The organism is Winogradskyella vincentii (genome assembly GCF_020166345.1).
Taxonomy (GTDB): domain Bacteria; phylum Bacteroidota; class Bacteroidia; order Flavobacteriales; family Flavobacteriaceae; genus Winogradskyella; species Winogradskyella vincentii.
The window spans coordinates 94,513-106,314 of the sequence record NZ_JAIUJS010000005.1 but is presented as its reverse complement, the minus strand read 5'-3'; the positions used below and the strand labels follow the sequence as shown (position 1 = coordinate 106,314).

11 protein-coding genes are annotated in these 11,802 nt (G+C 35.2%); all 11 read left to right on the top strand.

What is annotated here, in order from left to right; genetic code table 11:
- The first annotated feature begins 44 nt into the window (after window positions 1-44).
- The 11 genes from LBV24_RS11115 to LBV24_RS11065 all read left to right on the top strand — a co-directional run bounded on the left by LBV24_RS11115 (window position 45) and on the right by LBV24_RS11065 (window position 11,802).
- A complete protein-coding gene (locus tag LBV24_RS11115) occupies window positions 45-755 on the top strand; it encodes a toxin-antitoxin system YwqK family antitoxin (protein ID WP_224478730.1) in 711 nt (236 codons plus the stop codon).
- Between the two features lie 6 nt (window positions 756-761).
- Entirely contained in the window at window positions 762-1,727 is a 966-nt protein-coding gene (locus LBV24_RS11110) for a DUF6438 domain-containing protein (RefSeq protein ID WP_224478729.1), read from the top strand.
- 128 nt (window positions 1,728-1,855) lie between these two features.
- Window positions 1,856-3,043 carry a tRNA 2-thiouridine(34) synthase MnmA gene (mnmA, locus tag LBV24_RS11105; RefSeq protein ID WP_224478728.1) on the top strand — a complete coding sequence of 396 codons (1,188 nt, stop codon included), beginning with the start codon at window positions 1,856-1,858 and terminating at the stop codon, window positions 3,041-3,043.
- A 316-nt stretch (window positions 3,044-3,359) separates the two neighbouring features.
- Entirely contained in the window at window positions 3,360-4,976 is a 1,617-nt protein-coding gene (locus LBV24_RS11100; RefSeq protein WP_224478727.1) for a S8 family serine peptidase, read from the top strand.
- 298 nt (window positions 4,977-5,274) lie between these two features.
- On the top strand, window positions 5,275-6,216 hold the full coding sequence (locus LBV24_RS11095; protein WP_394371129.1) for an NAD(P)H-dependent flavin oxidoreductase: 942 nt from the start codon (window positions 5,275-5,277) through the stop codon (window positions 6,214-6,216).
- Window positions 6,217-6,360: 144 nt separating this feature from the next.
- Window positions 6,361-8,439 (top strand): adenylate/guanylate cyclase domain-containing protein, encoded by a 2,079-nt coding sequence (locus LBV24_RS11090; protein WP_224478725.1) that lies wholly within the window; start codon window positions 6,361-6,363, stop codon window positions 8,437-8,439.
- 72 nt (window positions 8,440-8,511) lie between these two features.
- On the top strand, window positions 8,512-9,315 hold the full coding sequence (locus tag LBV24_RS11085) for a class I SAM-dependent methyltransferase (RefSeq protein ID WP_224478724.1): 804 nt from the start codon (window positions 8,512-8,514) through the stop codon (window positions 9,313-9,315).
- Window positions 9,316-9,329: 14 nt separating this feature from the next.
- Window positions 9,330-9,836, top strand: coding sequence for a hypothetical protein (locus tag LBV24_RS11080; protein WP_224478723.1), 507 nt, complete (start codon window positions 9,330-9,332; stop codon window positions 9,834-9,836).
- A gap of 186 nt (window positions 9,837-10,022) precedes the next feature.
- Window positions 10,023-10,409, top strand: a complete 387-nt coding sequence (locus tag LBV24_RS11075) for a hypothetical protein (RefSeq protein WP_224478722.1) — start codon at window positions 10,023-10,025, stop codon at window positions 10,407-10,409.
- Window positions 10,406-10,681 (top strand): hypothetical protein, encoded by a 276-nt coding sequence (locus LBV24_RS11070; protein ID WP_224478721.1) that lies wholly within the window; start codon window positions 10,406-10,408, stop codon window positions 10,679-10,681. Before LBV24_RS11075 ends, LBV24_RS11070 begins: the two co-directional genes overlap by 4 nt.
- A gap of 179 nt (window positions 10,682-10,860) precedes the next feature.
- Window positions 10,861-11,802, top strand: coding sequence for a DpnII family type II restriction endonuclease (locus tag LBV24_RS11065; RefSeq protein ID WP_224478720.1), 942 nt, complete (start codon window positions 10,861-10,863; stop codon window positions 11,800-11,802).

The following is an 11,802-nucleotide window of genomic DNA, read 5'->3' as shown; positions in this document are numbered from 1 at the left end:
ACATTGCACAAACGTTTCATACATTTGTTTAACAAAACTACGAAATGATTAAACAAAATAGATTTCTAGGGTTAATTTTTACAATAATTTTAACAACCTGCTACGCGCAAAAGTCAGTTAATCAGTACGATAAAAACGGCGAACGCCACGGTATATGGACAAAAGACTACGAAGGCACCGATCAAAAAAGATATGAGGGTCAATTTAACCACGGAAAAGAAATTGGCACTTTTAACTATTACAAACTTAAAAACGGCAAAAGTGTCTTAAGTGCCACTAAAGTTTTTAATGAAGCTAATGATATTGCAGATGTTGTCTTTTATACTTCAGCAAAGAAGATTGTTAGTAAGGGCCAAATGAATCAAAAGAAATTTATTGGTAAATGGATTTACTACCATAAAAACTCTGACAAAGTAATGATTGAGGAACATTATAATTCTCAAGGTGAATTAGATGGCCTTAAAACAGTGTACTATGATAATGGTAATGTCGCTGAAGAGACATTGTATAAAAATGGAAAGCTTAGCGGTAAAGCTAAATGGTATACCAAAGCGAAGCAATATGTAAGAACTACAGAATATCTAAATGATAAGCGCAACGGCCTAACCATTAACTATGATGGTAAAGGGAATAAAGTTTCTGAAGGCACATATAAGGATGATAAAAAAATTGGAGTATGGAAGTATTATAAAGAAGGTTCCTTAGCCAAAGAAATTGACCATACCAATCAAAAGGTTATCTTTAAGAAAGATTAATATAGTATGAGGAAAACTTTACCTTTCATTTTATGCGTTGCAATGCTTTTTTCTTGTGCAAAGAAAAATGTGAACGTGAAACAGAGCAAAAAATCTACCATAGATAGTATTACGGATTTAAATTCTTTGAGAGCTTTTGTGAAAACGGCAGATTCTACATTAAGGGATTTTACTTGTGTTTCACCTCATGTCTATAAAAATGAAGAGCTAGCCTCCTCGCCAGTTAAACAAAAGTTAGATTCCATGATTCCAAAAACCGATTACATTAAGGCAGATCTTGATGGTAACGGTTTAATGGATTTGGTGATAACTGGAGAAACCCAATTCTCCTTTCATGCTTTGGCACTAATGAGTTTAGGTGAAGAACAATATAAGGTGGTACCCTTAAGCTCACCACGTAACTACAACCAGTTTCCGATTTATACAAAGCTTGTCACTAAAAATGACATCCCAATTATTGAACTTTACGAGAAAAGAACAACATTTAAAGATCAGAAAATTAATAAATCAACCTTAGTATATAAAGACGGTACTTTTGTTGAATATCAGGACAAGGTTGCAAACTATCAGATTACAAAAATTGAATTTGGTACTACAGGTTGTTTTGGTACATGTCCAGTGTTCAATTTAACCCTTGTCCCTGAAGGCAAATCACTGTTTGAGGCAAAGTATTATAATTTCAATCAGAATTTGGGTGAGCGCGAAGAAGAGGAAGGAGATTTTGAAGCTGTCATTAAAACAACCGATTTTAATGTAATTGTTCAAATGATGAACGAGATGAATATTAAAGACTTAGAGTCTAGTTATACTGTTGGTTGGACAGACGATCAAACTGCGAAACTGAAGATATCTTTTGCAGACGGTTCCGTAAAATACATCCAAGATTATGGGATGCAAGGCACCAGAGGATTAAAGATTTTATACGAGAAGCTATTAGCACTTCGCTTTAATCAAGATTGGGAACGTATTTAACATCCCTTTTCATTATAATTTTTAACTATTATTTCCATAGGTTTTCAGAATGGTAAACTTATAAGGATTGGCTTTTTTATTTGTAATTTTGCCACGGTTTTTCAGACCAAGAGACAAAATTAATTAGTATGAAACGTGTCATTGTAGGACTTTCTGGTGGTGTAGACTCTAGCGTTGCGGCTTACTTACTTAAGGAGCAAGGCTATGAGGTCATTGGTCTGTTTATGAAAAACTGGCACGATGACTCAGTCACCATTTCAGACGAATGCCCTTGGTTAGAGGATAGCAATGACGCCATGTTGGTGGCGGAAAAGTTGGGTATCCCATTTCAAACGGTAGATCTTAGTGTACAATACAAAGAGCGTATTGTAGATTATATGTTTAGCGAATACGAAAAAGGACGTACGCCAAATCCAGATGTACTTTGTAATCGTGAGATCAAGTTCGATGTCTTTATGGACATTGCCTTAGAACTTGGTGCAGATTATGTAGCTACGGGACATTATTGTAGAAAAGGATCAATTGATAAAGATGGCCAAACGGTTTATCAATTATTGTCGGGTGTAGATGGCAATAAAGATCAATCCTATTTTTTATGTCAATTATCACAAGCGCAATTGGCAAAGGCCTTATTTCCTATTGGAGAACTTGCCAAACCAGAGGTTAGGGAAATAGCCAAGGCTCAAGACTTAATCACGGCTGAAAAGAAAGATTCACAAGGGTTATGTTTTATAGGAAAGGTGAGATTACCAGAATTTCTACAGCAACAGCTTAAACCTAAGGAAGGTATTATTGTTGAGGTAGATGAATCGCTTTCAACTTACAATAAGGCTGTTCCTCAATTTGAAAATAAGGAAAATGAGCTGGCTTATTTTTCTACAAAACCATCGTATAGTTTAGCTGACGGTAAAGTAGTTGGTAAACACCAAGGTGCACACTATTTCACAAAAGGCCAGCGTAAAGGCTTGGCAGTAGGTGGTACCAAAGAGCCGTTGTTCGTTATTGAAACTGATGTCAATGAAAATGTGATTTATACAGGACAAGGGAAAAACCACCCAGGATTATTGCGTAATGTTCTATTTGTAACCAATGACGAATTGCACTGGGTGCGGGAAGATTTGGCATTAGTTGAAGGAGAAACCATGTCTGTAAAAGCTCGTATAAGGTATAGGCAACCTCTTGAAGAGGCAACCTTACATAAGGTTCAATCTGGTTTGTTTGTAGAGTTTAAAAACAAACAATCTGCCATTACAGAAGGACAGTTTGTAGCTTGGTACATTGGTGACGAATTAGTTGGTTCCGGCGTTATTTCATAAAGACACCGTAATCATCCACAATCTAGAGAATCGCCGACCTAAGATTATTTTACGTTAAAAATGAATTGAAGCGCAAGTTCAAACAAAAATCGTCGTATTTATTTATTCTATTTTAATGGCGACTTTGATGTTCAAAAGTTTTATTCCTATTAACTATTGATTTAATTTTTGTGCTGGAGTGAAAGAAATTTTTAGTAAAAGAATATTAAGTCTTGACTTTTTTGTTTCGTTTTTTGTTCAAGCAAAAAATGAAAGGAGAATACATTTTTATAACCATTTCAAGAGGATTCCGTAAATTGCAATAAAAAGAAAAGCCATGTTTAGAAACATATTCATGCTTTTATTGTTCCAAATTTCAATAACTGCAACAGCCCAACAAGACGCTTGGATTTACTTAACCGATAAACCAAATGTTGCGTCGTCTTTAGCAAATCCAATTACTATTCTTACCCAAAAAGCAATCGATCGTAAACAACATCATAATATTGCGATTGATGAGCGCGATGTGCCTGTAAATGAAACCTATATTGCAGATTTAAAAACACAAACAGGAATAACCGTAATGGCCAAATCAAAATGGTTTAATGCGGTCCATGTCAGAGGAACCGAAGCTGCTATTAGTGCACTCGATGTGCTAACTTATGTAGATAGTATAGACTTTGCAGATAACAGTCTCAATTCTGGCTCAAGGGAGTTTCATGTCCAAGATAAATACGACAATTTCGAACAACAGGTAGTTTTTAATTATGGTGATACGCAAAATCAGGTAGAAATGATTAATGCAGACAATCTCCATGTTGATGATTTTACAGGTGAAGGTATTACTATTGCGGTCATGGACTCAGGTTTTCCAAATGTGAATACTATGGGAGCATTTCAACGATTGCGTGATAATGGTGATTTACTAGATGGCTATGATTTTGTAACAAGAAATGCAGATGTTTATGCCAATACGGCAAGTTCTCATGGGACACGTGTGCTCAGTGATATGGCTGGTTACATACAAGATCAATTTGTGGGTACTGCACCTGATGCGTCCTACTATTTGTTTTTAACTGAAGATGTTTCTAGTGAAAATCCGGTAGAGGAGAGCTATTGGGTAGAAGCAGCGGAACGTGCTGATAGTCTTGGTGTAGATATGATCAATACTTCATTGGGATATCGTGTGTTTGATAATAGTAATTACGATTATACACCTGCTGATATGAATGGTCAAGTGGCCTTTATTTCTAAAGGGGCTTCTATAGCAGTTGAAAAAGGAATCTTGGTAGTGGTTAGTGCTGGTAATGCTGGCGCTACAACATGGCAAACGGTAGGTGCTCCTGCTGATTCGCCAGACGTACTTTCTGTTGGTGCAGTTGATGCCAATGGAAACTATGTCGCGTTCAGTAGTCAAGGTGGTGCCGCACAAGTAGGTTACCAAAAACCAGACGTAGTCGCTAGAGGAGGAGCATCTTATGTTGTAGATCAGAATAATAATATTACCCAGAATAACGGAACGTCCTTTAGCAGTCCTATACTTTGTGGAGGAATTGCGTCTTTATGGCAGGCTATACCATATGCTTCACCAACAGAGGTTATGGATTATGTAAGGCAGTCTGCATCACAATATAATGCACCAGATGATTTATTGGGTCATGGTATTCCAGACTTAGACGTGGCAAAGGACATCGCTTTGAGTTTAGATGAGAATTTAAGACCTGAGTTTACGATGTATCCAAATCCAGTTGCTGATGAATTATATATTCAATTCCCAGAGGACGATATTAATGCTGAACTCAATATCTACAACCAACTAGGACAACGAATTTTAAACACCAACGTTACCAACACTTTTAATACGGTTGATGTTTCGTTTATGGCTCCAGGACTCTTTATTTTAGAACTTAATTCTGAAGGTATTTCCAAAACCTACAAGCTTATCAAGAAATAGATGTTTGGGTTTAATTTATGGTGTAGGTGTTTTTTAATCCTACTTTTTAAATGACCTAAGACCATTTTTCATGAAAAATAAATTGAAGATTGCCGTCAGTTCGAGTGTCCCAATTGTTATTGGGATGTATCGAGAACCTTTTACACTTTAATTCTAATTCTCGATAAAAATTTCTCTCATATACATTCGTGAAATTCACTCGAATTGACGAATTTTATGATCAATTTAAATGTCATTGCGAGGATTTCGATGATAATCGAGAGACGTGGTAATCTCATTTTACACGAAGCAAATACCAATGAAAAACAGAATAACCCAACTCTTTAATATAGACCACCCAATCATACAAGCAGGTATGATCTGGAACAGTGGTTGGCGATTAGCATCTGCCGCAAGTAACGCAGGTATTTTGGGATTGATAGGAGCTGGCTCTATGTATCCAGACGTATTGCGTGAGCATATCCAAAAATGCAAACAAGCAACAGATAAACCCTTTGGTGTTAATGTGCCTATGCTATATCCTAATATCAAGGAAATCATGGATATCATCGTAGAGGAAGGTGTAAAAATTGTATTTACTTCTGCCGGAAATCCAAAAACCTGGACCAAGTGGTTACAGGACCAAGGTATTACTGTGGTGCACGTGGTTAGCTCTGTAAAGTTTGCGCTGAAGGCACAAGATGCTGGTGTAGATGCTGTTGTTGCTGAAGGTTTTGAAGCGGGAGGTCATAACGGACGTGATGAAACCACAACATTAACCTTAATCCCAATGGTTAAGGAACATCTTAATATTCCTTTGATTGCTGCAGGTGGAATAGCAACAGGTCGTGCTATGTTAGCTTGTATGGTTTTGGGTGCAGATGGCGTGCAGGTGGGAAGCCGTTTTGTAGCTAGTGAAGAATCTTCTGCACATGCCGACTTTAAGCAGGTTGTGGTAGATGCAAAGGAAGGTGATACGCAATTGACCTTAAAAGAATTGGCACCAGTACGTTTAATTAAAAATAAGTTTTACAACGAGGTACAAGAACTCTATAAAACCGCACCAACTCCAGAACAGTTAAAAGAACTTTTGGGTAGAGCACGTGCCAAGCGTGGTATGTTTGAAGGTGATTTAGATGATGGCGAACTAGAAATTGGTCAGATTGCTGGTCTCATACACGATGTAAAACCGGTAGCAACCATCGTAAACGATATGCTTGCTGAGTTTGAGTTAGCCAAAAAACATATTTCTGAATTCTAATAATTCGTAACGTTTCTTGTTTTTAAAATTTGGTTATATGTAATAGCGTAGTTTAATTTAGAAATACTAACTTAGTGAACAACCAACAATGTTCACTGTGGTCTTTCTTTGCTCCGTTTGAGATCATTCTAATAAAACCAACCAATGACCAGAATATTTCTTATTGCCTTATTGAGTTTAATAGGGTTTAACCTTAGTGCCCAAACTAAATTAGATTCTCTTTATGCAACATGGAAAGATGAATCTAAAACAGACTACGATAGGGCCTATGCCTATGTAGATTATATCAATTCCTTTGTTGTTACTGACATAGATAGTCTTTTAATTCTATCGGATAAATTATTAGAATTTGGTATTGAAAAGGACTTGAGTTACGCGAAAAAACATGCTAATAATTTTAAAGGTGCCTACTGGTCTAGAAAGGGTGATTATGATAAAGCCATAGACTTTTTTAAAAAAAATGAGGTCATTGCAGAAGAGTCGGGTGATAAAAGTGGAAAGGCTATGGTACTAGGCAATATTGGTTTGATTTACTTTTTTCAGAGTGACTATCCTAATGCCCTCCAAAATTCGCAAAAATCGTTAGAATTATTTGAAGAACTCGATTTAAAATTGAGAGTCGCAAATACCTTAAACATTATTGGGAACATTCATGGTGGTATGGGAAACACATCGAAAGCGATTGATTACTATATTGAATCATTAGATATCTTTATAGAAGAAGATCATAAAAGAGGTATGGTTCAAGGCTTAGCAAATATTGGTAGTAAATATTATGGGAATAAAGAATATACTAAAGCATTAGAGTATTTTAATAAATGCCTTAATATAGAAGGTATTAAAACTGATAAGTATACTTATTCTAGCGTACTCAGTTCTATAGGGAGTGTATATTCAGAACTTGGTGATATAGACAAATCAAAAGACTATTATAATCAAGCATTACAACTTCAGAAGGATACAGGTGAAAAATTAGGTATTTCATCGACATTATTAAAGCTTGGTTTGCTTAGTCAAAAAGAAGGAGATGTAAAACCAGCATTAGAAAACTTCGAGGAAAGCTTAAAAATAAAAGAAGAAATAAACGAAAAACAGGGAATTGCTGAAGCACTTTATAGAATTGGAGTCCTTTATAAAGAGAAAAAAAACTATAAATTATCTTTAGACTACTGCAATAGGAGTTATAAACTTGCTAAGGCTATAGGTAATTTAGAAAAACAAGAAGAAAGCTGCGATTGCTTATATGAAAATTACAAGTCAACAGGTAATTCAAACAAAGCCTTAGAATACTTCGAGTTGCTTAATTCTATTAAAGATAGTTTAAAAGCGGAAGAGACAGGTAAAAAACTACAACAAATGGAATTTGCCAAACAAGTCACTGCAGATAGTTTGGCAACAGTAGAAAAAGAGCGTAAGGTAGAAATGGCACACCAAGAAGAAGTACGACAAAAAAATCAAACACGGAATGTACTGTATGGTGTTACGGCATTTATATTATTGGGTGCTGGTGGTATATATAGTCGTTTGCGTTATGTGCGTAAATCAAAGGCCATTATAGAAAAGGAAAAAGATCGGTCTGAAAATCTGCTACTTAATATCCTACCAGCTGAAATTGCAGAAGAGCTAAAGGAAAAGGGTAAGGCTGATGCGCGGGATTTTGATATGGTCAGTATTATATTTACAGATTTCAAAGGCTTCACAGAACAAAGTGAAGTGCTCACCGCTGCAGAATTGGTCAATGAAATAAACACCTGTTTCGAGGCTTTCGATGGTATTATGGAAACCTACGGTATAGAAAAAATTAAAACTATTGGTGATGCCTATATGGCCGCAGGTGGTTTGCCTGTTCCAGATGATACGGCTATTAAAAACACAGTTTTGGCCGCTTTAGACATGCGAGATTTTATAATAAACCGAAAGGCAGAAATGGATGCGAAAGGCTTACCAGCGTTTGAAATGCGTGTTGGTATCCATACAGGTCCAGTGGTAGCAGGTATTGTGGGCGTTAAAAAATTCCAATACGATATTTGGGGCGATACCGTAAATACAGCGAGCCGTATGGAGTCTTCTGGTGAGGTTGGTAAGGTAAATATTAGTGAAGCTTCCTACCAATTGCTTAAGGATGATGATGATTTTACCTTTACTAATCGCGGTAAAATAAAAGCTAAGGGTAAAGGCGATATAGACATGTATTTTGTGGATAGAAAGACTATAGCTTCATAAAAGGAACTACATCCAAATATGAGCAGTAACTTTTCCCTATCTTAGTGTATCACAAGTAATCAAAAAGCTAAGTTGGATTTAAAGCGCAATGCAGAACGATTTACAGGTCAATCTTATGTGTCATTATACGATGACTATAGGCCAGAACCACCACAAGACAACATTCTTCAAGGTCTTAAGTATTTAGGTGTTGAGAAAGCAGACTTTATTTTAGATTTAGGCTGTGGCACGGGTTTGTCTACAAGGGTACTCAGTGCATACGGTAATAATATAATTGGTATTGAGCCTAGTGAAGAAATGCTAACCGTTGCAAGAGCAAAGACCAAAGCAAAACACATATCTTATCAGCAAGGCTTTGCGCATGATACGGGAATAGCATCTAATTCTGTTGATCTGGTGACCTGTTCACAATCCTTTCATTGGATGGAACCCAAAAGCACGCTAAAGGAAATAGACCGAGTTTTAAAAGATACTGGTGTACTCTTAATTTATGATGTCATTTGGCCACCAAGTACAAATTACGACTATGAGATGGCCTATAAAAAGTTGTTTGCAAACGTTGATAGATTAACACAAAAGCTAGATGAAAAAATTGCCTATAAATGGGAAAAACACAATCACCTCAATAATATTGAGCAAAGCGGTATTTTTAGCTATGTAAAAGAAACCTATTACCATAAAACCGAAGCCTTTAATACCGACACATTTATTGGTATTGCACTAAGCCAAGGTGGTTTAGAGGCTCTGTTAAAGCGAGGGTTTTCTGAGGATGAGATTGGGATTACGGCTTTTAAAAAAGCAATACAAACTGCAACTACACCTTGTGATACCTTAACCTATAACTATAGAGTGATATTTGGTACTAGGAAACCTTAATTTTTATATTATTTATGAAGCATCTTCTATTTAGTCTCAGTGTTTTAGTAAGTATTTCAATGTTTGGCCAAGACAAATTTGAAATTACAGAAGAAGGTCTTACGCCAAAATCTATAACTATAAGTAGTGATGCTAGTGACACTTATACAAAAGCACTGCAATGGCTTGAAGCCAATACAGAAAACTACGATATTACAATTGCTGAGACTATTGAAAATGAAACCATACAATTTACCAGTACCAAAGGCAATGCCACCAGTTTAGATAAACAGTATTTTAATGCTAAGTACAGCATTACAATGACGTTTACGGCCGACCAATATACATTTAGACCAACTGCCATAGACTTAAAGCAAAATAGCAAATACGATATGGGTTGGAAACCGTTTGATCTCAATAATGCTAACCCATACTTTAAAAAAGGAAAACCTATTAGAAAATATAGAGCCTATCTCAGTGGTATAACAACACCTCTTAATACACTTTACATACAGTTGACTAATGCGCTAAAAAACAATTAGACAATAACTCCAAACTGATATATATCATAAAAAAATTGTAGGTCACATCTTACTTTTACAATTGTAAAAATACGTAAGGTTACGTATTGAATGCATTTTACTATTATCCTAATTTTAAAGCATAAAACATAGTGGGAATAAAGACATTGTCTTTATTCCCTCGTTTTACAACATATGAAATAACAAATGATTGGAAAAGAAAACATAGCTTCCAAGATTGTTGAATCTGGAGGTAAATTACACGTGAAAAGTGCATTAAATCCTATTCTGTGGCTTTGTGCGATTATAACAATACCAAGTTTAATTGTAGTGCCATTTATTGAAGAAACACCAACTTGGTTAATAATATTGATTGTCTCACCTGTCATTACTGCAATTTTGGGTTTCTTCTTTCTGCTAGTCAAGGACAGAGACAAACTACAATCGGAAGAATATCAATTGAGAAAAAGGTCAATGGAACTAATTCAAGAAAAAGGCGAGAACAAACCAAAAATAATTGACACAGAAACAATTGAAATTAGTGAAAACCCTGAAACTGTAGAAATACCTCGAAACAACCAAGAAGAACAATGAGAAAAGCATATTTATTAGTATACTCGAATTCTCTTGGGACGAGAGAAAAAGTAAAAAACTGTTTGGATAAATCTAATTTGGTTATCCATTGGCGTTATGACTTACCTAACGCTTTTTATATAATTAGCGAAGATAGCGCAAACGAGCTGTCTGATATGATTAGAGGAAAATTAGGAAATGGAAGGTTTATTGTGACTGAAATAAGTTCAAACAAACAAGGTTGGCTACCGAGACAAACTTGGGATTTAATTAACAAAAAGAAACGAGAATAAATACGTTGTACAACAACGTATATATGCAATAACGGTTGAAGTTCCTAATCGGAATTTCGAGCCTTTTTACTAAATTTAAGAATACCGTGGTATGATACTCATGAAAAATTTCGTAACGAAACCATAGCTAACACCGTTACTCAACATATAGAAAAATACTTACTTTTAAGAAAAAATTTATGGATAAATTATCATTTGAAGATTGGAAAAATAGTATGTCATTTATGGTAGATGATGACTTTGATAATACATTTCTTGGGACGATTATTCCGCTAACCCAATTAATAAATAATAATTGTGCTTCATTTTCAGATATTGATGGGTTAGCAGAGTTTTTGACAACGGATGCAAATGGTATAACAGCATTAAAAAAATTAAAAGCATTTATTTCTGTCATAGGTCTTTCAGAGGAAAGGCTTAAAAGGGTAACATCTTTAGTAAGGTTCAAGTTTTTTAATCAGGAATTCAGAACGGAATGGGACGTAGAAAGAATTAGTAGAACGCTAATCAATAATCAAGAATTTAAAACCTTATTAATTGATTTCTTCATTAATGCGCGAAGCTCAAGAATTGGGAGAGAAATGCCTCTTTATTATATGAGAAATTTCAAATTGAACGATCAAGATTTCATTAACGATTTGAGTCAGTTTAGTTATGTTGAAAGAATTTTAAATGATAACGAAATACAAGGAAAATACTCAAATCAAGTAGGGGAATACGTTGAAAAAAAATTAATAAAAAAGCATTTAGATAATTATAAAAATACTGTGAATGCTGATTTAATCTATGAAACCCAAAAGGAATTCCCATTACTGGCAAAAAATTTGGATTTTATTATACCTAGTGTAGATGCACCAACAATACTTATTGAATCTGTTTACAACATCACGACAGGAAGTGGTCAATCGAAACGAGCTGACCAATTAGTCGAGTTATATGGAATATTGATGCGTTACAATGCAAACAATAGACAAAATAGAATAATTATGGTAAACTATGCAGATGGTTTAGGTTGGGTTGGAAGACAAAATGATTTGCATAGAATTTATGATGCAAGTGATTTCGTTTTAAACCAAAGTAATATTCACATACTTAATGGTATACTCGATGTATACTATTAA

Coding starts and splice junctions, on each gene's coding strand:
- LBV24_RS11115 (WP_224478730.1), top strand. CDS start 45: ATGATTAAACAAAATAGATTTCTAGGGTTAATTTTTACAATAATTTTA.
- LBV24_RS11110 (WP_224478729.1), top strand. CDS start 762: ATGAGGAAAACTTTACCTTTCATTTTATGCGTTGCAATGCTTTTTTCT.
- mnmA (WP_224478728.1), top strand. CDS start 1,856: ATGAAACGTGTCATTGTAGGACTTTCTGGTGGTGTAGACTCTAGCGTT.
- LBV24_RS11100 (WP_224478727.1), top strand. CDS start 3,360: ATGTTTAGAAACATATTCATGCTTTTATTGTTCCAAATTTCAATAACT.
- LBV24_RS11095 (WP_394371129.1), top strand. CDS start 5,275: ATGAAAAACAGAATAACCCAACTCTTTAATATAGACCACCCAATCATA.
- LBV24_RS11090 (WP_224478725.1), top strand. CDS start 6,361: ATGACCAGAATATTTCTTATTGCCTTATTGAGTTTAATAGGGTTTAAC.
- LBV24_RS11080 (WP_224478723.1), top strand. CDS start 9,330: ATGAAGCATCTTCTATTTAGTCTCAGTGTTTTAGTAAGTATTTCAATG.
- LBV24_RS11075 (WP_224478722.1), top strand. CDS start 10,023: ATGATTGGAAAAGAAAACATAGCTTCCAAGATTGTTGAATCTGGAGGT.
- LBV24_RS11070 (WP_224478721.1), top strand. CDS start 10,406: ATGAGAAAAGCATATTTATTAGTATACTCGAATTCTCTTGGGACGAGA.
- LBV24_RS11065 (WP_224478720.1), top strand. CDS start 10,861: ATGGATAAATTATCATTTGAAGATTGGAAAAATAGTATGTCATTTATG.